General features: G+C 33.9%; 20 protein-coding genes. 9 read left to right on the forward strand and 11 right to left on the reverse strand.

Features of this window, described 5'->3' with window-relative positions; all coding sequences use genetic code 11:
- Positions 1-37: 37 nt before the first annotated feature.
- Both H3S73_RS09485 and agp read left to right on the forward strand, forming a co-directional pair.
- Positions 38-868 carry an endonuclease/exonuclease/phosphatase family protein gene (locus H3S73_RS09485; RefSeq protein ID WP_086326021.1) on the forward strand — a complete coding sequence of 277 codons (831 nt, stop codon included), beginning with the start codon at positions 38-40 and terminating at the stop codon, positions 866-868.
- 38 nt (positions 869-906) lie between these two features.
- Positions 907-2,157: a bifunctional glucose-1-phosphatase/inositol phosphatase gene (agp, locus tag H3S73_RS09490; RefSeq protein WP_198236421.1), complete on the forward strand. Its 1,251-nt coding sequence runs from the start codon at positions 907-909 to the stop codon at positions 2,155-2,157.
- A gap of 131 nt (positions 2,158-2,288) precedes the next feature.
- On the opposite strand, the gene H3S73_RS09495 is transcribed toward agp, so the two are convergent.
- From H3S73_RS09495 to gatA, 8 genes are all read right to left on the reverse strand, one after another.
- Entirely contained in the window at positions 2,289-2,945 is a 657-nt protein-coding gene (locus H3S73_RS09495) for an HAD-IA family hydrolase (protein ID WP_144092018.1), read from the reverse strand.
- A 1-nt stretch (position 2,946) separates the two neighbouring features.
- Positions 2,947-3,801 (reverse strand): tagatose bisphosphate family class II aldolase, encoded by an 855-nt coding sequence (locus H3S73_RS09500; RefSeq protein ID WP_086307892.1) that lies wholly within the window; start codon positions 3,799-3,801, stop codon positions 2,947-2,949.
- A 19-nt stretch (positions 3,802-3,820) separates the two neighbouring features.
- Entirely contained in the window at positions 3,821-4,765 is a 945-nt protein-coding gene (locus tag H3S73_RS09505; protein ID WP_198227597.1) for a hexose kinase, read from the reverse strand.
- Between the two features lie 187 nt (positions 4,766-4,952).
- Complete coding sequence (locus H3S73_RS09510; RefSeq protein ID WP_065738271.1) at positions 4,953-5,726, reverse strand: DeoR/GlpR family DNA-binding transcription regulator; 774 nt, start codon at positions 5,724-5,726, stop codon at positions 4,953-4,955.
- Between the two features lie 93 nt (positions 5,727-5,819).
- Positions 5,820-6,863, reverse strand: a complete 1,044-nt coding sequence (locus H3S73_RS09515) for an alcohol dehydrogenase catalytic domain-containing protein (RefSeq protein ID WP_198236420.1) — start codon at positions 6,861-6,863, stop codon at positions 5,820-5,822.
- Positions 6,864-6,963: 100 nt separating this feature from the next.
- On the reverse strand, positions 6,964-8,346 hold the full coding sequence (locus H3S73_RS09520; protein WP_198236419.1) for a PTS galactitol transporter subunit IIC: 1,383 nt from the start codon (positions 8,344-8,346) through the stop codon (positions 6,964-6,966).
- 4 nt (positions 8,347-8,350) lie between these two features.
- Entirely contained in the window at positions 8,351-8,635 is a 285-nt protein-coding gene (gene gatB, locus H3S73_RS09525; RefSeq protein WP_065603261.1) for a PTS galactitol transporter subunit IIB, read from the reverse strand.
- Positions 8,636-8,655: 20 nt separating this feature from the next.
- Positions 8,656-9,105: a PTS galactitol transporter subunit IIA gene (gatA, locus tag H3S73_RS09530; protein WP_086326030.1), complete on the reverse strand. Its 450-nt coding sequence runs from the start codon at positions 9,103-9,105 to the stop codon at positions 8,656-8,658.
- Positions 9,106-9,424: 319 nt separating this feature from the next.
- On the opposite strand from gatA, the gene H3S73_RS09535 reads away from it, so the two are divergent.
- A complete protein-coding gene (locus H3S73_RS09535; RefSeq protein WP_065603392.1) occupies positions 9,425-9,925 on the forward strand; it encodes a gluconokinase, GntK/IdnK-type in 501 nt (166 codons plus the stop codon).
- 32 nt (positions 9,926-9,957) lie between these two features.
- The gene (gene edd, locus H3S73_RS09540; RefSeq protein WP_198236418.1) at positions 9,958-11,763 is read left to right on the forward strand and encodes a phosphogluconate dehydratase; all 1,806 of its coding nucleotides are present in this window, start codon (positions 9,958-9,960) and stop codon (positions 11,761-11,763) included.
- 106 nt (positions 11,764-11,869) lie between these two features.
- Here the strand turns inward: edd and H3S73_RS09545 are convergent, their stop codons facing one another.
- Positions 11,870-13,591 carry a thiamine pyrophosphate-dependent enzyme gene (locus tag H3S73_RS09545; RefSeq protein WP_198236417.1) on the reverse strand — a complete coding sequence of 574 codons (1,722 nt, stop codon included), beginning with the start codon at positions 13,589-13,591 and terminating at the stop codon, positions 11,870-11,872.
- 249 nt (positions 13,592-13,840) lie between these two features.
- Here H3S73_RS09545 and H3S73_RS09550 point away from each other — a divergent pair, with 249 nt between their 5' ends.
- The 3 genes from H3S73_RS09550 to fmt all read left to right on the forward strand — a co-directional run bounded on the left by H3S73_RS09550 (position 13,841) and on the right by fmt (position 17,240).
- The gene (locus H3S73_RS09550; RefSeq protein ID WP_198236464.1) at positions 13,841-15,718 is read left to right on the forward strand and encodes an SLC13 family permease; all 1,878 of its coding nucleotides are present in this window, start codon (positions 13,841-13,843) and stop codon (positions 15,716-15,718) included.
- 113 nt (positions 15,719-15,831) lie between these two features.
- The gene (locus H3S73_RS09555; RefSeq protein WP_198236416.1) at positions 15,832-16,134 is read left to right on the forward strand and encodes a hypothetical protein; all 303 of its coding nucleotides are present in this window, start codon (positions 15,832-15,834) and stop codon (positions 16,132-16,134) included.
- Between the two features lie 140 nt (positions 16,135-16,274).
- Positions 16,275-17,240, forward strand: coding sequence for a methionyl-tRNA formyltransferase (gene fmt, locus H3S73_RS09560; protein ID WP_198236415.1), 966 nt, complete (start codon positions 16,275-16,277; stop codon positions 17,238-17,240).
- A 43-nt stretch (positions 17,241-17,283) separates the two neighbouring features.
- On the opposite strand, the gene tehB is transcribed toward fmt, so the two are convergent.
- On the reverse strand, positions 17,284-18,144 hold the full coding sequence (gene tehB, locus H3S73_RS09565) for an SAM-dependent methyltransferase TehB (RefSeq protein ID WP_198236414.1): 861 nt from the start codon (positions 18,142-18,144) through the stop codon (positions 17,284-17,286).
- Between the two features lie 193 nt (positions 18,145-18,337).
- On the opposite strand from tehB, the gene fabI reads away from it, so the two are divergent.
- Positions 18,338-19,126: an enoyl-ACP reductase FabI gene (gene fabI / locus H3S73_RS09570; protein WP_198236413.1), complete on the forward strand. Its 789-nt coding sequence runs from the start codon at positions 18,338-18,340 to the stop codon at positions 19,124-19,126.
- A gap of 148 nt (positions 19,127-19,274) precedes the next feature.
- On the opposite strand, the gene ppnP is transcribed toward fabI, so the two are convergent.
- Positions 19,275-19,568 carry a pyrimidine/purine nucleoside phosphorylase gene (gene ppnP, locus H3S73_RS09575; protein WP_039131519.1) on the reverse strand — a complete coding sequence of 98 codons (294 nt, stop codon included), beginning with the start codon at positions 19,566-19,568 and terminating at the stop codon, positions 19,275-19,277.
- A gap of 337 nt (positions 19,569-19,905) precedes the next feature.
- Here ppnP and slyD point away from each other — a divergent pair, with 337 nt between their 5' ends.
- Positions 19,906-20,475, forward strand: a complete 570-nt coding sequence (gene slyD / locus H3S73_RS09580; RefSeq protein WP_198236412.1) for a peptidylprolyl isomerase — start codon at positions 19,906-19,908, stop codon at positions 20,473-20,475.
- Positions 20,476-20,599 lie beyond the last annotated feature (124 nt).

The following is a 20,599-nucleotide window of genomic DNA, read 5'->3' on the forward strand; positions in this document are numbered from 1 at the left end:
AGTAAGAATCAACGGTGTTCCTTTCTTAGGAGTCCAAATGTTTATCAAATCTATTTTTGTAACTTTTATAGTATTATTAGAATGTATAAGTAACATTGCCAGTGCAGAGTTAATCAAAATTATGTCATTTAATATACATCATAGTGAACAACATGATGGAACAATTAGTACTGCAAGTATTGCCGATAAAATAATCACAGAAAGGGCAGATATTATTGTATTGCAAGAAGTCGATGATAAAACCAAAAGAACCAACAATGTTGATCAATTAGCTCAAATTGCCAAATTAGCCAATTTAAAGTATTACAAATTTGGAGCATTTTTCGATTATGATGGAGGGCAATATGGCATGGGAATTATTAGTCGTTACCCTATTATTGATTCATATAATATTCCTTTACCAGATGGTCCTGAACCAAGAACCTCATTAATGACAACAGTTAATATTAATGGCAAAAAACTAAATGTTATAGGAGTACATCTTTATAGATCACTTGAAGAAAGAATATTACAGGCACAAGCCATTGTTGACTATGTTAAGTCATCAACATTACCTCTAATAGTGACAGGTGATTTTAATACTACTCCAAGCAATAGTTCACCAACTAAATACGTTAATTCAACCATAGATCATGGTAAAGATAACACGCTAATGCAATATTTAACTTCACATTGGACTCGATTAGAAAAAATAGGAAATAAAGTCTCATTTCCTTCAGGCAATATGTGGGATGATGATGGAGAAGGACAAGTCGAAATCGATCACACCTTTATCAAAAATTTGGATATTAATAGTGTAAAAGCGCACTACTTAATTAAAGGAATTGTAAGTGATCACCGACCACTTATAACAGAAATATCATGGTGATATTATCTCTTTAAAAGTTAATTAAGAGGTTTTTATTTATGCGAAAATTAAAAATAATATTAGGTCTGTCTTTTGTTTTATCTTTTTCTGCACAAGCAATAGAGACATTAGACAATTATACTTTAGAACAAGTAGTCGTATTTAGTCGACATGGTTTAAGAGCTCCTCTTGCCAGTCCAACAAGCACGCTTGGTAAAATTACACCCAATCAATGGCCACAATGGGATACTCCTGCCAGTTATTTGACTACTCGCGGCGGGGTATTAGAAAGCTATTTTGGTCATTACTTTAGTGAATGGTTGGTTGATAATAAACTTTTAACCGAAAATACCTGCCCAAGTGAAAATGAAGTGTATATTTACACCAACAGTTTACAACGTACTATTGCAACGGGTCAGTACTTTACAGTTGGTGCTTTTCCTGGTTGTATTGTACCAATTATTCATAAGGAAAAATTAGGTACTATGGATCCCGTATTTTTTCCTGTGATTAGTGATGATAATCCTGAATTTAAACAAGCAGCAATCACTTCAATCAACCAAACTGCTCATGCGAAAGGTATTGAAGGGTTAAATCAAAAACTTAATAACACCTATCAAGATCTATCTAATATCATAAATTACACCCAATCAACTAATTGTTTGGCCGATAAACAGTGTGATTTTACCGATTTACCAACCAAAATTATTATTGAAAAAGGCAAAGAACCCGGCATAACCGGTCCCCTTCGAACAGGGACATCAATCGCTGATGCTTTTATTTTACAATATTATGAAGGCGCTCCATTGCAAGATATTGCTTGGGGAAAAATAAAAAACAATAAACAATTTGAACAATTAGTTGCGATAAAAGAATATTACAATACTATTTTATTTGGTTCACCCGTTATTGCTAAACAGGTTGCCGCAAATTTAATTAACTATATTAATCAAACTTTCTCAGAAAAAAATCATACCAAATTTACTTTTTTAGTCGGTCATGATTCAAATGTAGCATCATTATTTTCAGCACTAAAAATTAAATCTTATACACTACCTGATCAATTTGAAACGACACCAATTGGAGGCAAAGTAGTGTTCCAAAAATGGCGTGATAATCATAGTGGTGAAGCATTGATGAAAATTGAATATTTTTATCAATCAACCGATCAAATCCGAAATTTGACCCAATTAAATCGTAACAATCCACCCCATAAAGTAACGTTAGAAATGGAGAATTGTCCAACTAATACAATGGGTTTTTGTTCATTTTCGACCTTTAAACAAATCATCGGCAATATAAATAAATAATGCATAACTCCATTGATAATATGTTCAAATCAGGCAAGTGTTGAACATATTATCAATAATTACACGGCAAAAATACTTTGGGATTAAACTGTTACTTAATTAAAGCAATAAATAAGTTTATCAATTATGTTTTATATATTGCTTTTTAATATTTCAAAATCGTTCTCGTTTAATTTTTTTATTACTAGCTCGTCAAAAGAATCAATATGTATCATACAATTATTATCAAATGAATTAGGACAGTTGACACTAATAATTTGACATTGTGCATTAAATGCAGATTCAATACCTGCTTTAGAATCTTCAAAAACAATACACTGATCAGCAGGTAATCCAAGTAATTTTGCTGCATGTAAGTAACCGTCAGGAGAGGGTTTAGTATTAATGACCATCTCACCTGTAATAAAAACTTTTGGTTTAGTTACATTGAGAATAGCAAAACGAGAATTAGCTACTTTTTTTGTACCTGAGGTTACAATTCCCCAAGGGATATTAAGTGAATATAATTGCCGTAAGAAATGACTGGCTCCAGATATTTCATCAATATCTTTTATATCTTGAGTCTCTAATTGTTCCATCCAACGATACTCTTGTTCGATAAAACTTTCTGGTTTATTAGGCAAAAATAGTTTTATATTATCGATAGCTTTACGACCATGAATGGTTTTTAATACATATGAATGATTAAGTTTATGACGATCAGCAAATACTAACCAGCAGCGCTCAACTGCTGGTAATGAATTGACTAATGTTCCATCTAAATCAAATAAAATACCCTTTGCTTGCATACTATAATTTCCCTGCACTACCACAAATACGAATCTTTTCTTCAACAATTTTTTTCATTGCTGATTTAGCTGGTTGCATATAATGCCTAGGATCATTAGCATCAGGATGAATTTTAAAATCTTGTTTTAAAGCATCAGAAAAAGCAATTTTTAATTCTGTTGCGACATTCACTTTACAAATACCCAATGAAATAGATTTTTTCACCATTGTTTCTGGAATACCCGAAGCACCATGTAGTACCAAAGGAACTTCAACTTTGTCACGTATTTTCGCTAATCTTTCAAAATCAAGCTTAGGTTCCCCTTTATATAAGCCATGAGCAGATCCAATTGCCACAGCTAAAGAGTCAATTCCTGTACGTTCTACATATTCTTTGGCTGCATCAGGATCGGTAAATGCGCTTTCTTTATCATCAACAACCAAATCGTCTTCCTGCCCTCCTAAACGGCCAAGCTCTGCTTCAACACTTGCGTTATATTTATGGCTAAATGCCACCATTTTACTGACAATATCAATATTTTCTTCAAATGGATAATGAGAAGCATCAATCATAATTGAACGAATACCTTCCTCTATTTTAGTTTTAATATCGCTCAGGTTTTCATGATGATCTAAATGTAACGCAAATGGAAAATGATGGATTTGTGCCGCAGTTTTACAAATATTGATCAAATACTGTGTGCCGGCATAGTTATACGTTGCTGGTGTTGCTGCAAGTATGACAGGCGATTGCATATCTTTTGCTGTATCAATTACAACTTGAATTGTCTCAAGGTTGTGTATATTAAAAGCGGGAACGGCATAATGTTCTCGCTGAGCTTTTTTTAACATCTCTTGACTGGAAATAAGATACATAATTTACTCCTAATTAACCTTATGATTTATATATTTCTTTAACTTTAACTTGTTGATAGTATTGGTCATAGTTACTCATATTGACAAAACCTGTCTGTGATTCCATCGTATTTAACATACCCATCGTCATAGCTCGTTTCAGCATACTGTCTACTGATTCGCTTTCGTGTAAACTTACCGCAAGACCCGCTAATGTGACATCACCTGAACCAACGGGATTAACTACATTAATTTTAGGAATTGTGACTTGATAAAATTGGTCATGACAACGAGCAAACGCACCCTTTTTACCTAACGAAATAATAATGAAAGGAATATCATCTAGCAGAGGATGATTAAGTGCTCTAATTAATGAATTGTTATCACTATCATCAATATCCATTTGGATGACTTGTTTTAATTCTTCTTTATTGGGTTTTATTAAATAAGGTTTATGTTCGGAAACGAGTGTTGCATGAAGCATTTTTCCAGAAGCGTCAAGCAAAACAGGGATTTGATGCCTATCGGCTTGTTCAATTAAACTTACATAAAAATCGATGGGAAAACCCTGAGGTAATGATCCGGAAATGGTCACAAGATCTGCTTTTTCAAGCAACGTTTGATAGTGTTTTAAAAAAAGATTAGCGTCCTGAAGCTCTAACACAGGACCTGATTCTAAAATTTCGGTTTGGTTTCCTTCATGTAAAATGGCAATACAGTTTCTTGATTCCTGCTTTGTTATATAAAAATCATAATCAATATTATCTTCATCTAATTGTTTTTGGATATAATTCCCAGTTGTTCCACCAATAATACCAGAGGCTAATACTGATATATTTGAAAATTTAATTCCTCTAGTAACATTAAGCCCTTTACCGCCAGCGGTCTTTTTTACATTAGATACCCGATTAATATCATTAATAATTAATTTACTTAATGGGTATGATATATCCACCGAAGGATTCATCGTAATTGTTAATATCATATTCTCACCTACAAATTAATATTGTTGGGAGAAACAACAATCTTAAATGATCACTTTTTAGATAGAATTCATTTTAAGCAAGTATGGAAACAATTCATAAATTATTAAACTGTAATTCGTTATCTTTTAAAAAACGTTAGATCAATTAAACCTACTTTAATCAGGTACCCTATTATCAATCGAAATATTAAACAGCGATTAAACTAACTCCCTGTTTTCCAAATTCCTGCTTACATTTACCATCAACATTGATATCTGTAATAATAGTATTAAGCTTATTTAGTGGTAAAACCACATTAATGCCATTTCGTCCAAACTTAGATGAATCTAGCACAGCAATTACTTTTTTTGCGGTATTAGCCATCACACTGCTAATTGTGTACCCTTCATTAAAGGTTGTTATTCCTCGTTTTGCATCTATACCATCTGCACCAACAAATAAAATATCAGCAGAGATACCATCTAACGATTGCTCAGCAATTTTTCCGTGAAAAGATCGGGTTTTATGCCTAAGTGTCCCACCACACATAAATAACATTATGTCGCTATTATCAGAGAGTATAAAAGCAGAGGTAAGACTATTTGTTATAACAGTAATGTTTTTTAATTTAACCAGCTCTTCGGCTATTAACATAGTAGTACTACCACTATCTAAAATAACAGTATCGCCTTGTTTAACATGTTTTACTGCTTCAATTGCAATTCGTTTTTTATCTTCAATAAATCGCTGATATCGTTCTTCTAACTGCAACTCTTTAAATGACTTTATATCATTATTATTGATGATTTTTGTTGCGCCACCATGAAATCGTGTTAGCTCACCTTGTTTCTCTAATAGTCGAAGATCTGTTCTGATAGTGACTTCTGAAACCTCATATTGTTCCGATAAATCACTGACTAATACTGTTCCTTTCATATTAAGAAATTCTATTATCTGTTGACGTCTTTCACTTGCATTCATATTATTTCCTTTTTCGAAAATTTTTAAGCAGTGTATAACAAACAAAATCAAAAGATAAGCTTTCATTTTTCATAGTTAATCTACAGCAAACTTTTAACTGCAATTCAATAAAATTTTGCCATTCATTGAATGCCCATTTAAATCGCTAACTTTATGAATAAATGTGTTAAAATCACCAATCACAGCGATTAATTCATTAAGATTTATTTTACCTTCTACAAAAAACTGACTTACCAATATCCATTCTTCACCGGGCCATGGCGCAGAATAGTTCATCCAACTTCCTAAAATTTGTAACTCTTTTCGTAAAATAAGACCGAACGTTTTTTCTGATAAGGTAAAATCATTATGGAGAGTACCAACCAAGCCCACTTTAGATCTAGGGCCAGCAATTTCAATGGCTAATCTGACAGTAATTGGCGAACCAGCTGTTTCTAATACAATTTGATCAAAACGATTGTAAGATAAAACTTGATAAATTTCATCAGAACTAAGATTTTTAGAGTTATAAGTAGCATCAGCACCTAGTCGTTTTGCAAGATTTAGTCGTTCATCATTAATATCTAAAACGGTAATAGAACTCGCACCCATTGCCTTGGCACAAAGCATAGCAAGCAGACCGATTGTTCCACCGCCAACAATTACGACATGTTTATTTTGGCAGCCACCCGCTAATAATAGTGCGTGCATTCCAACTGTCATCGGCTCAAAAAAGGCGCCTTCAAGAGCACTTACCTGTTTTGGTAATTTAAATGCATTTTTTTTATTTAATACAATATATTCAGCAAAACCTCCTGTTATTCTTGAACCCACAAAAGTATAATTTTTACAAAGTGAATAGTAATGCTTTTGGCACTCATCACATTTAAAACATGGTAACAATGGTACACAAGAAATTAAATCACCAATGTCAAACTCAGTTACATCATCGCCTATTTCAATGACAGTGCCACTAAATTCATGTCCAAGCGTAATAGGGTAAAAATGTGCTCCATGATGGAAGATTCTAGGAATATCGGATCCACATAATCCACAATAAGCAACTTTTACTAAAATTTGATCTGGAGATGTAATTTTGGGTATGTCAATATCTTCTATAGATAGAGATCCCCCTTCATTAACAATAACCGCTTTCATTTTATTTTCCTTAATTAGTAATCAAATTATTTTGAGAGATGACTTTCACTGCTTATTCAGTGAAAGCCTTAAAACTACATTTATTTATACGATTTATGGGCTATTTTTTTATTTCATCTGATTGTGCTATTTGTTGTTCTTTTAAAAATAGCTCATTTCTTTTAGCTCGCTTCCATGTTAAAAATAGGCAGAAGAGGTAAAACAATCCAATAAAAGCAAAGCCAATAGGTTGTTTTAAGTTCACTAGCTGAACCATAATATAGGTAATTGGTGAGCCACCTTGATCCATTGCTCCTACACTAATACTACTACCATCAGTGACAGTACCGGCATTGATTGCTAGTTGAGTTGTCAAAGGAACCATTTGTGTAGCAATCCAAAGCGTGATAGCAATAATGATTGAACCTGAAATAATGATTCTGAACAAATTACCTTGATGAACAGCCACACCCATTGCGATAAAAAAGCCAATAGTAGCTAAATCACCAAATGGTAAAACTTCATTGCCTGGTAAAATAATGGCAATAAAAATACTTAGTGGTATGAAAATTAAACTAGCAGAAACAACTGTTGAATGTCCTAATAATAAGGCAGGATCTAAACCAATGAGAAAATCTTGTCCACCAAATTTTGATTGTAGATGTTTACGAGCTTGTTTAGATATTGGTGTTAAGCCATCCATAATCGGTTTAATTACACGTGGCATTAATAACATTACCGCAGCTGTCTGAATAGCGAGTTGTAATGTTTCTTTCACACCATATCCAGCTAAAAGTCCTAACATAATGCCCATAAATAAACCAACCGTTACTGGTTCACCAAACGCACCAAACCGTTTTTGCATATCTACAGCATTAAAATTAATCTTATTAATCCCTGGTATTTTTTCAATTACAGCATCGACAAACACCGCAATTGGCCCACAATAAGCTGATGTACCATGAGGAACGGCAATCCCTTCAAGTTCAAAAAACTCTTTAGTATCTTTAGAAAACCAATCACCTAATTTATACGCAATAATGGCATGAACAATAACACCTGCAATACCTAACCAGTAGGAACCTGTTGCAATATAAACAAGTGCCCCAGAGAATGTCATATGCCATATATTCCAAATATCGACATTAACGACTCGTGTTAATTTTGCCAATAACATGACAATATTCACTGCGATCGCAATAGGTATCGCAACCAAGGCTATTTGTGATGCCCAAGTCATCGGTGCAGCACCTGGCCATCCAACATCAACCACATTCAAACTGATATCAAATCTTTCGGCCATAGCTTGAGCAGCTGGACCAACTGAACTTGTTAGTAAACCAACAACTAAACCAATACCAACAAATCCTATACCAATATGAATGCCCGCTTTTAAAGCATCACCCACTTTCATTCTTAATGCTAATGAAAATAGAATAATGACAATGGGTAACATTACTGATGGACCAAGATCCAAAATGTACTGCATAATTTCAGTAAACATAGATTTATCCTTTCAATATAGATAAAATTTTATCTTTTAGCTGATCTATCCCAACACCTGAAACAAAAGGCATGCCATGTACAATTGGAATATCACCAAAAGTCTGATCCATTCTTGCTGTAGTACAAATTAAATCGACATCATCAATAAAGGTGTTAATTTCATTAATCCGACATTGAATAAGATCTAATTCGATATTATTTTCTTTACATAAATCTTTTATCTCTTCTGCAGCTAAAGTTGATGTTGCAACTGCACCACCACATGCAACAATAATCTTCTTTTTCATAATGCCTCCTAAATAACTTTTTAATTAAATATCACTTTACTAAAACGCTCTGTAATTTCATCTTGTGGCGCTTTTAATAAGAAGTGATAGAATTCTTTATTTTGTAAATTTGAAAAAAGTGCTTTCAACAAATCAAGTTGATCTTCAGGGGAAGTTACAACTAATGAAATAATGAGGGAAACATCAACAGTACAGTCATCATCAGCTCGATTAAAAGCGACTGGACTTTGAGTGCGAATAATAAAAATTGCGGGTGTATTAGCATGTTCAGCCTCACAATGTGGAATCGCTACAGCATAACCATCAAGGGCAATACCTGTTGGAAATAAAGCTTCTCTTTCAATTAAAGCTTTTAAGTGGCTCTTTTTGACGATTTTTTTTTGCTGTAAATGCTCACTAATATAAGTTAATACTTCTTGCTGATTGTCAAACTTGAGCTTGTCTTCGAAAAGAAGCTGACACTTGTTCATATTTAATCTCCATTGTTGTACTTCTATTAAATTCTTTCATTTTACTTTCGAAAACAAAATATATAACGAAAGATTATTTACTTTCGATTTAAAAAGCAAACAGACTTTTATATTTTTGTGATCGAAATCTATTTTTTTAAAATAAAGATCAAAACTTAACTTCGTGATTATTTATGTTTATGAGGAAAAATATGATCATGATCACAAAAAGGAGTTTTTTAAATTGAAAAAAAAATCTAATATGCAAAAATGTTACCCGTAACAATATTTCAATTAAGGAGCAACTGTGACGAAAAATAATAAACAAGTTTTTGTATTAATGGGTGTTTCTGGTAGTGGAAAATCCGCAGTTGCCAAGCAAGTTTCATACAACCTTGATGCAGCATTTCTTGATGGTGATTTTTTACATCCTAAAGCAAATATCTTAAAAATGCGTAGTGGGACGCCATTAAATGACGAAGATCGTTTTCCTTGGCTTAATTTGATTAGTAATGCCGCATTTGCAATGAGCAACGTTAATGATATTTCTATTATCATCTGCTCAGCTTTAAAGCGAAAATATAGAGATATCATCCGTGGCGAAAACGAGAATGTACACTTTATTTATTTAAAAGGTAGTTATGATGTAATCGCTGATCGTTTAGCAAAACGAAAGGGACATTATCAAAAAACAGGGATGTTGCAATCGCAATTTGACACTCTTGAAGAACCAACCGCTGATGAAAAAGATGTGTATATAGTCAATATAGAACAACCATTAGAAAGAGTTGTGCATGATACCCAACAAGTCATATGCACAATATGCCAGCGCGACAAATAAAATATAAAATAAAAATCATACAAGAGGTTAATGTGAATCCAACTGTCAAAAATGTAACACAGCGAATTATTGAACGTTCCAAAGCTACTCGCACAGCCTATCTGCAAAAAATAGAAGATGCAACACTTAATAAAGTCACCCGCTCTAAATTACCATGTAGCAATTTAGCACATGGTTTTGCAGCTTGCTGTATTGAAGATAAGAATGATTTAAAAAATATCTTAAAGAGTAATATCGGTATTATTAGTTCTTACAACGATATGCTTTCAGCGCATAAACCTTATGAACTCTACCCTGAACAAATTCGCAAAGTATTAAATGAAGTTGGAGCCGTTGGACAAATGGCAGGGGGAGTACCAGCAATGTGTGATGGAGTAACTCAAGGTGAACCTGGAATGGAGCTGTCATTAATAAGCCGAGATATCATTGCAATGTCGGTTGCTGTGGGGCTTTCACATAATATGTTTGATGGTGCATTATATCTTGGTATATGCGATAAAATTGTACCGGGTTTATTAGTTGGAGCTTTAACCTATGGTCATCTGCCCGCAATTTTTGTACCCGCAGGACCAATGCCATCTGGACTATCGAATAAAGAAAAAGTTCGTATTCGTCAACTCTACTCTGAGGGAAAAGCCTCGCGTGAAGATTTATTAGAGTCAGAAGCTGCATCTTATCATTCTAGTGGTACTTGTACTTTTTATGGAACGGCAAACAGTAACCAAATGGTGATTGAATTAATGGGATTACACTTGCCGGGATCTGCATTTGTCAATCCAGAAACAACTTTACGTTTCGAACTAACCAATGCTGCAGCTAAACAGATTACCCGCCTGACTAAGCAATCAGGTAATTATATGCCTATTGGAAAAATGGTTGATGAAAGAGTCATCGTTAATGGCTTAATTGCATTACTTGCAACAGGTGGTTCAACTAACTTAACAATGCATATAGTGGCAATAGCTAAAGCTGCCGGCATTATTGTTAATTGGGACGATATTTCAGATCTTTCAACAGTCGTACCACTTTTATGTCGAATTTATCCAAATGGACCTGCAGATATTAATTATTTTCAAGCTGCAGGTGGGACTTCATTATTGGTTAGAGAATTACTTGAAGGTGGTTTATTACACGAAGATGTTGAAACGGTTGTGGGACGAGGATTGAGCCATTACATCAAAGAGCCAATTTTAGAAAATGGTAAACTTATTTTCCGAGAGGGTCCAAATCAATCATTAGATGAAAATGTTATTACATCAATAAAAAAACCTTTTAATTCACATGGTGGATTAAAAGTAATGTCAGGCAACATTGGTAGAGCAGTAATGAAAACTTCAGCTATTGCTCCAGAACATCAGATCATTGAAGCTCCTGCCGTTGTTTTTAATAGTCAATATGACTTAGATGATGACTATAAAGCCGGTAAGTTAGATAAAAATTGTGTAGTAGTAGTTCGTTATCAAGGCCCTAAAGCAATCGGTATGCCTGAACTGCATAAATTGATAACACCATTGGGAGTTTTGCAAGATCGAGGATATAAGGTTGCTTTGTTAACCGATGGTAGATTATCAGGAGCATCAGGTAAAGTACCGGCAGCAATACATGTAACACCTGAAGCCTATGATGGTGGCTTATTAAGTAAAATAAAAAATGGAGATATGATAAGAGTTAATGGACAGACTGGCGAAATAACGTTATTAGTAGACGAGACAGAGCTAGCTAAGCGCCAACCTCATCGCTTTGATTTATCAAATTCACATATTGGTTATGGACGAGAACTATTTACTATTATTCGGGAAAATTTAACTTCTGCTGAAGAAGGTGCAGTAAGTTTCTAAATTAATAGTTCTGCCGCAATATGCGGCAGAAATCAGTAAAAATATACTGAAACGTACCCTTAACCTGAAACTTTTTGACAAAAATTATTAATAATAACTTTATAAATTATTTCTTGATAAAGTTATCAACCAATAAATTCATTACATCACCTATTTTCCCACTCAAAGAAGCTTTCATACTATAAAGAGCCATCCCCATGACTTGCGAAGCCTTTATCTCTGGTGGCATAACAAGTTCATCCGTACTGGTTTTAACGTCCAAAAGCGCTGGACCACTATGGGTTAAAAATGATTGCATTGCAGCTTCAAGTAAATCTGAATCATCAACTCTTATTGAAAATAATCCCATCGATTCCGCTACTTTGGCAAAATTTGGATTCTGTAAATCAGTATAGTGATTAACTAAGCCCTCTACTTTTTGTTCTAATTCTACAAAATTAAGTGAACTATTATTAAGTACAATTATTTTTATCGGTAATTTTTCTTGGATTGTCGTTAATAAATCGCCCAATAACATACTAATACCACCGTCACCTGATAAGGTGATCACTTGACGATTAGGAAACGCTTTTTGAACACCTAAAGCTTGTGGCATGGCATTGGCCATGGTGCCATGTTTTAAACTAATTACAGTTCGTCTTTTGCCATTAGTATTAAAGTGTCGACAAGCCCAAACCATAGCCGAACCAACATCGGCACAAAGCACAGCATCATCGGTTGCATATTTATCAATTAATTCAGTTAAATATTGGGGATGGATAGTAGATTTGGAGGGTAATGCTTTTTTATTCAACTTATTCATAGCACTACTATACAATGTTCGGCATGTTTCTAAAAACTTAGTATCATGCTTTTCGTTAACTAAAGGTAACAAAGCAGCTAAAGTTGGTTTACTGCTACCAACAACACCAACATTTACTCGATGACGTCGTCCTAAGTGAGTTGCATCAATATCAATTTGAATAATTGTGGCATTATTTGGATAAAATTGAGACCACGCAAAATCAGTACCAAGCAGAATAAGAACTTCACACTCTTTAATTGCCATCGTTCCTGATTTAACACCAAACATTCCAGTCATACCGACATTATATGGATTATCATATTCAACAAAATCTTTACCTCTAGAGGTATGTACAATAGGAGATTTTATTTTTTCGGCAAATGCAATAAGCTCATTATGAGCATCATACACGCCTTGACCAGCAAAGATGGTCACTTTTTGATTTTTATTTATAATATCTGCAATTTCAGCCAACTCTTTATCTGATGGGCGTATTATTGGTTTAGGATGATAAATCTTGTGACCACATTTATCTTCTACTTTCTCTAAACTAATATTATAAGGAATCACCAACACCGCAACACCGCGTTGATTAATAGCTGCTTGAATAGCCGCAGTAGTGATTTCTCTTACTTGAGTAGCATCACTAATTTCCCGACAAAATACAGAACAATTTTTATATACTGCTTCAAAATCAACTTCTTGTGGAAAATCGTTTCCTTGTTGCGAAGTAATTAACTGACTCGCTAATAAAATAACGGGTACTCTATTTCTTTGTGCTTCATAAATACCATTAATAAAATGTAAACTACCGGGTCCACAAGAACCAGCACAAGCGGTAATTTGATCGGTAAGATAAGCCTCTGCTCCAGCAGCAAAAGCACCAACTTCTTCATGGCGTACATGAACCCACTCAATATCACTTTTTTTAATAGCCGAGGTAATTTGATTTAATGTATCGCCTACAATACCATAACAATGTTTAACACCTGCTTCACCTAAAATATCAACTATAATTTGTGCAACTGTTTTCTTTGATGACATATTCTCTCCTAAACAAGGGTTATCGGTTGAATAAGTTAATTTCAGTAAATTACACCTAAGTTTTGTTAAAGCGAATGAGTTATGAAAAAATAGCAAAAAATGTTAAATAGGTAATAAATGATCAATTATTGTTAAATAAACAGCAATAGAAAATATTCCCTATTACAATAAATCAAGGTATTATGTATAAAATAAAACCTACTTCATTGAGTTATTTTTGTGAAAAACTTGTCATCTGAGCATGGCTTAATGTCATTTACTGCTGCTTTTTTGCCTGATTATTTAACCCAATATTATCCTCTCATCGTTGTTTGTATATTGCTTCTTATTGCCATTATCTTATTTTCACTTAGCAAATTGAGAATGGACATAATTGCACTACTTACCATTACAGCTATCACCATGACAGGTGTGTTAACGCCTGCTGAAGCTCTATCTGGATTTAGTGACCCCAATATTATCTTAATTGCACTACTTTTTGTTATTGGTGAAAGCCTAGTAAGAACGGGTATTTCATACAAGATGAGCGAATATATTCTGAAAATAGCTGGCCAAAATGATATTCGTATTATCACTTGTATCATGTTAGGCGTCGCTTTACTTGGCTCAGTGATGAGCTCAACAGGCGTCGTTGCTATTTTTATTCCTGTTGCTATTAGTATTGCTAATCATACAGGTATTCATGTAAAAAAACTAATGATGCCTCTTTGTATTGCAGCATTAATTAGTGGCATGATGACATTGGTTGCCACCGCCCCCAATCTAGTAGTAAATAGTGAACTAAGTCGTGCCGCACTTGAAGAGTTTGGATTTTTCTCAATTACGCCAATTGGTATTGGTGTTTTAATTGTTGGCGTTATTTATTGTATATTAACACGCAATTGGTTGCTTACTGCAGAACAAGTTACACCAACTAATATTCAACCACAAAGACGAAAAATAACTGATTTAATTCGAGACTATAAATTAATTGGTCGTGCTCACCGCGCACAAATACTGGCCGGTTCGCCTTTTGTAGGACGAACTATTGATGGTTTACACTTGCGTACTAAACATGGTGTTAATGTTATCGGTATTGAACGTTGGCGTAAATTTCATAAAGTATTAATACCAGTAAATGGTTCAACCGAATTTCGTGAAAATGATATCTTATTATTAGATATGTCGCATTCAGAAGCCGATTACCGAACATTTCTGACAACAAATAATCTGGAACCTAAAATTTTACGCGGTGAATATTTTTCTGAACAAGTTAAAGAAGTTGGCATGGCCGAAGTTGCACTACTACCAGAATCAACACTATGTGGTAAAACACTCAATGAAATAGATTTCAGAGGAAAATACTTTCTAACAGTAATTGGTATTTGGCGCAATCACGCTCCAGTTGAAACAAACAACTTATTCCAAGAGCGTTTAGAAATGAGTGATACATTATTGGTCTGTGGAGATTGGGGATCAATTCAAAAACTGCAAACACGTACTAATGATTTTGTGGTCTTAGATTACCCTGCAGATATTGACGATATTGCTCCTGCAAGCTCACAAGCCCCCGCAGCTTTAATAAATTTGGCGATAATGATTCTATTGATGGTTACAGGTATTGTACCAAATGTAGTTGCTGCACTTATTGCCTGTCTATTAATGGGAGCTACTCGTTGTATTGACATGGCCAATGCTTATAAATCCATTCATTGGCCAACATTAATTTTAATTATTGGGATGATGCCTTTTGCTGTAGCTTTAAATAAAACGGGAGGAATTTCGCTAATATCTGAATGGCTAGAAATTCATCTACGATCTTTTGGTCCATACATGGTATTAACCTTTATCTTTTTATTATGCTCAACAGTAGGGTTATTTATTTCTAATACTGCAACTGCAATTTTGATTGCTCCAATCGCAATTGATTTAGCGGTAAAATTTAATTATTCACCTTATCCTTTTGCCATGACTGTCGCCATTGCGACATCTGCGTCATTTATTACACCTGTTTCTTCGCCAGTTAAAACCATGGTTGTTGCGCCTGGTGGATACAGTTTTATTGATTTTGTTAAAGTTGGCGTACCATTAACATTTTTGGTGATGGTAGTAGACATTGCTCTAGTACCTATATTTTTTCCATTTTAAAAATTAATGATGTTTCGATTGCTTATAACAAACGTTTTGTTAAAATTTATTGGTTGAAAAATATATTATTAAAAATAATTAATTGAATTATAGGAAGATAAAGGTGTTAAAAAATGAGTAATATCATACAAACTATTATGGCTCTTATCGTTGTTGCCGCTATTTTTATCGGTTTAGCAACATTTGTTGGACTTATGAATAAGCTTTATTGCCAAAGAATTATAAAACTTGTTGAATCAGGAGAAATGAGCGATGAGGAATTAACAAAAAACTACAATATGTCCAAAAAAAATCAAGATAATACAATGTGGGCATTTTTTATATTTGGGATCTTTTATCAATATGGTTTAAAATTGCAACATAAAGTTTTCGATACCTATAAAGAAGCAATGATTAAACGTAACCTACCTTTATAATTTTGCTACTAATTTTATACAATACAACCCTATATGATAATAAGGTGCTTTCAGTAATAAATAATGGCACCTTTTTTGTTTAAAGATTCTCAACGAAATTTCAACTATAATCATTATTTTTTATTATGGATATAAAACTTATGCAACAGACAACTAAACCGTTAAATATTATTTTTGCCGGTACGCCTGACTTTGCAGCCACTCATTTAAAAGCATTAATTGACTCTAATCATAATGTGATTGCAGTTTTTACACAACCTGACCGTCCTGCTGGACGTGGCAACAAAGTAACAGCCAGTCCGGTTAAACAATTGGCGTTAGAAAATAATCTTCGGATTTATCAACCGGCAACGCTTAAATCATCAGAAGATCAAAAAATCATTAGTGATCTTAATGCTGATATTATGATTGTTGTAGCTTATGGATTGATTTTGCCACAATCAGTTTTAGATACGCCAAAACTTGGCTGCTTAAATGTGCATGGTTCGTTATTACCAAGATGGCGTGGAGCAGCCCCAATTCAACGAGCTTGTTGGGCTGGTGATAAACAAACTGGTATAACCATTATGCAAATGGATGCGGGCCTTGATACTGGTGATATGTTATATAAACTAAACTGTAACATTGAACCAACTGATACAAGCGCTTCATTATACGATAAATTGGCTAAACTTGGTCCACAAGCATTACTCAAAACACTAGATTTAATCAGCGAAGGCAATATTCATCCTGAAAAACAAGATCCTTCGCAAGCGACTTATGCTAAAAAACTATCAAAGCAAGAAGCCAAATTAGATTGGCATCTTTCTGCCCAGCAACTTGAGCGTTGTGTACGAGCCTTTAATCCTTGGCCTGTAAGTTATTTTGAAGTTAATAGTGAATTGGTTAAAGTATGGCAAGCACAAGCTATTGCAATTAATCACAATAAACCTGTTGGTACCATTTTGCAGGTAGATAAAACTGGAATTTGTATTGCAACCAGTGAAGGAGCATTAAATATGACACTGCTACAACCTGCGGGTAAAAAACCTATGTCAGCACAAGATCTATTAAATTCTCGTAAAGCTTGGTTTGAGGTTGGTGAAAGACTCAATGTAAACGAATAACAATTTAAATATATTAATATTACGGGATGCTATCCTGTAATATTTATCGTTTTTTAGCTAAAAGTGTAGCAAATCTTAATTTAATTCGATTACCATAAATATCCGTTTTGTGTAATTCACCAACATCCTCGTTATACTTTAAAATATCCCAATTTTGATAGTAATGAAGCAATTCTTTCTCTTTAAATGTGAATGAAAATCCGACCTGACAAGGATAATCTTTAGTCGACATAGCACAAACAATTAAATTATATCCACCTGATTTAGTAACTAATTGCATATTATCAATAATGTCTGAAATTCGGTCTGATTGCAAAAACATCATAACTACAGTAGAAATAATGAAATCATATTCACCTTGTAAATTAGCTTGGTTAATATCATAAACATCAGCATTAATGCGAGATAAATGCTCACTATTAATAATTTGCTCTAAATTATTTATACTTAATTCGGATTTATCAACTGCATCAACATCAAACCCTAACAGCTGTAAATATAGTGAATTACGTCCAGAACCACAACCAAGATCGAGTGCTTTTCCAACCGGTACAATATGGCAAGCAGATATTACTTCAGAATGTGTTTTTGTTATTTGATACTTTTTATGTGTATAGTCTTCGGGTTGACAATAAAAAGCTAATTGACATTGTAAATCATCAGAAACTCCAGCAATACGATGCCATTGCTGAGGTGCAATAAATGGAGGTTGGTGTTGTATATCGTAATGGTCCCGAGTTAAAACTTCACCTTGTTCAGTTAATAACTCAAAATCTAAATAACCAGCAATGATTGTCAATTTTGCCCATGTTCCAACTTGTGTATTGTGTTGTTCGCAAAACATTTGTGGCAGTGTTTTAACATTCCAAACAGGTAACGTTTTATAACAAACTAAATTTTCCATAATAATTTCACCATCTACAAACGATAATAGTTTACTATTATAGTCAACTATTAATAAAATTAACAACGCTTGTTTTAAGCTATGGAACTGAAAACAACCAATCAAAAAATGAATTTTTGTGGCGAAGTTAACTTTATCAACATATAATCATCACTATCCTAAACTATGTAGTAAAAATATTAGAGGAAAAATTATGGGATTTTTAGTAGGTAAGCGCATACTAGTTACTGGTGTTGCCAGTAATCGTTCTATTGCTTATGGTATTGCACAAGCTATGCATCGTGAAGGGGCTGAATTAGCTTTTACTTATCAAAATGATAAATTAAAAACACGCGTTGAAGAGTTTGCAGCGGATTTTGATTCTAAAATCGTCTTACCATGTGATGTGTCACATGATGAAAGCATCACTGAACTTTTTACTGAATTAGCAAAAACATGGGACAAATTTGATGGATTTGTGCATGCAATCGCTTTTGCTCCTGGTGACCAATTAGATGGTGATTATGTTAATGCGGTTACGCGTCAAGGGTTTGCTATCGCACATGATATTAGTTCTTATAGCTTTGTTGCTATGGCAAAAGCATGTCGATCAATGTTAAATCCAAATTCAGCATTAGTAACACTTTCGTATCTTGGTGCTGAACGCGCAATTCCTAACTATAATGTAATGGGATTAGCTAAAGCTTCCCTTGAAGCAAATGTTCGTTATATGGCAAACGCCATGGGACCAGAAGGAATTCGTGTTAACGCAATTTCAGCAGGCCCAATTCGTACGCTTGCCGCATCAGGCATTAAAGACTTCAAAAAGATGTTATCTCACTGCGAATCGGTTACTCCTATTCGTCGTACAGTAACAATAGAAGATGTTGGTAATTCAGCAGCCTTTTTATGTTCAAACCTTGCATCAGGAATTACTGGTGAAGTGGTACATGTCGATGGCGGATTTAGTATCGCAGCAATGAATGAGTTAGAACTTAAATAGTTCCCAACACCGTTATTCTCCCGTGAAATTACGGGAGAATATTTCATAGCAAAATAAAAATCAGCTAAAAAGCGGATAGTCGCTTATATCTATGCCTATAACTAACTAAAACTGATGAATTAAATATTGCAAAAATATTATGGGAAATTTAATATTTTGCTAAATATCGACACAAATAAGCAGTAGGTTCTACAACTACAACATCAAATTGGCTTTCTCCTGCGATATGGAAAACCTGCCCTACTTCAAAAATCTGCCAATCCTTTGCTGTAGGTAATAGTACTTTTAATGAACCAGTAATCACGGTCATTTCTTCTGGTTTGTCGGTGCTAAAAATATACTCACCAGGTAACATTACTCCAATAGAAGCTTGGCCAAGAGAGGCATTTTGGAAACCAATGGACTGCACTTTACCATTAAAATATTGATTTATATTTAACACAATCACTCCTTATCATTTTTAGTTAGTTTCAAATTTTTAATTAATTAAATAAGTTATCTATAAATTATTTAATTACAACAATGAATGATTAATTTCTAAAACAGAATAACTTTAATTTAGCAATGACAGATTTATACAAAACAATATAAAATATTAGTAGACATATTACAAATATTAACCAATTTAAGCATCGCTTTTTAAAAAAATCTTACTGAAGATTCAAAAGAAATCTTCTAATTTTCACCTCAAATTTTTTCAGAAGAAAATAGCATACAGATTAGATTTTTTCCGTTAAAATCTACCTTAATTTGCTCAATAAAAGTTTATTGGAGAAAAAATGAAAATAGCAAAAAATAAAGTTGTCAGTTTAGCTTTTCAAGTTCGAACTAAAGATGGTGTATTGGTTGATGAAGCAACTAAAGTCACACCTTGTGAATATTTGCATGGAGCAGAAAACTTATTACCAGATTTGGAAAAAGCATTAGAAGGTCGTCAAATCGGTGATAAATTTGATGTTGAGCTAATTAATGCTTATGGTGATTTTAATGATGCACTTGTACAAAATGTTCCACGAGATGTTTTTGTTGGTGTAGATGAATTAGAAGTTGGTATGCGCTTTTTTGCTGATACTCAGCATGGACCGCTACCAGTGGAAATAACAGCAATTGATGGAGATAATATCACTATCGATGGCAATCATATGTTAGCAGGTCAAGATTTGAAGTTTACCGGTGAAGTATTAGCTATCCGTGAAGCAACAGAAGAAGAAATTGCTCATGGACATATTCATGGTGAACATGGTCACGATCATGGACATAGCGGTTGTGGCTGTGGTGGACACGATCACGAAGAAGATGATAATCAAGGTTGTTGTGGTGGTGGCGACGGTGGTTGTGGTTGTCATTGATTTTTTCGATAACGATTATAATATTCTAAAGCGCCATTATGAAGTGACCCCATAAAGTTGGACACTTTTATTAAGCGGCTTGTAAGGCCTGATTTCGATATTCAACCGGAGTCAGGCCTTTTAA

The organism is Gilliamella sp. B14384G12 (genome assembly GCF_016101825.1).
GTDB lineage: Bacteria > Pseudomonadota > Gammaproteobacteria > Enterobacterales > Orbaceae > Gilliamella > Gilliamella apicola_N.

Coding starts and splice junctions, on each gene's coding strand:
- H3S73_RS09535 (WP_065603392.1), top strand. CDS start 9,425: ATGGGTGTTTCTGGTAGTGGAAAATCCGCAGTTGCCAAGCAAGTTTCA.
- H3S73_RS09555 (WP_198236416.1), top strand. CDS start 15,832: ATGAGTAATATCATACAAACTATTATGGCTCTTATCGTTGTTGCCGCT.
- tehB (WP_198236414.1), bottom strand. CDS start 18,144: ATGGAAAATTTAGTTTGTTATAAAACGTTACCTGTTTGGAATGTTAAA.
- agp (WP_198236421.1), top strand. CDS start 907: ATGCGAAAATTAAAAATAATATTAGGTCTGTCTTTTGTTTTATCTTTT.
- H3S73_RS09545 (WP_198236417.1), bottom strand. CDS start 13,591: ATGTCATCAAAGAAAACAGTTGCACAAATTATAGTTGATATTTTAGGT.
- H3S73_RS09550 (WP_198236464.1), top strand. CDS start 13,841: ATGTCATTTACTGCTGCTTTTTTGCCTGATTATTTAACCCAATATTAT.
- gatB (WP_065603261.1), bottom strand. CDS start 8,635: ATGAAAAAGAAGATTATTGTTGCATGTGGTGGTGCAGTTGCAACATCA.
- H3S73_RS09500 (WP_086307892.1), bottom strand. CDS start 3,801: ATGTATCTTATTTCCAGTCAAGAGATGTTAAAAAAAGCTCAGCGAGAA.
- slyD (WP_198236412.1), top strand. CDS start 19,906: ATGAAAATAGCAAAAAATAAAGTTGTCAGTTTAGCTTTTCAAGTTCGA.
- fmt (WP_198236415.1), top strand. CDS start 16,275: ATGCAACAGACAACTAAACCGTTAAATATTATTTTTGCCGGTACGCCT.
- gatA (WP_086326030.1), bottom strand. CDS start 9,105: ATGAACAAGTGTCAGCTTCTTTTCGAAGACAAGCTCAAGTTTGACAAT.
- H3S73_RS09505 (WP_198227597.1), bottom strand. CDS start 4,765: ATGATATTAACAATTACGATGAATCCTTCGGTGGATATATCATACCCA.
- H3S73_RS09515 (WP_198236420.1), bottom strand. CDS start 6,863: ATGAAAGCGGTTATTGTTAATGAAGGGGGATCTCTATCTATAGAAGAT.
- H3S73_RS09495 (WP_144092018.1), bottom strand. CDS start 2,945: ATGCAAGCAAAGGGTATTTTATTTGATTTAGATGGAACATTAGTCAAT.
- H3S73_RS09520 (WP_198236419.1), bottom strand. CDS start 8,346: ATGTTTACTGAAATTATGCAGTACATTTTGGATCTTGGTCCATCAGTA.
- fabI (WP_198236413.1), top strand. CDS start 18,338: ATGGGATTTTTAGTAGGTAAGCGCATACTAGTTACTGGTGTTGCCAGT.
- H3S73_RS09485 (WP_086326021.1), top strand. CDS start 38: ATGTTTATCAAATCTATTTTTGTAACTTTTATAGTATTATTAGAATGT.
- H3S73_RS09510 (WP_065738271.1), bottom strand. CDS start 5,726: ATGAATGCAAGTGAAAGACGTCAACAGATAATAGAATTTCTTAATATG.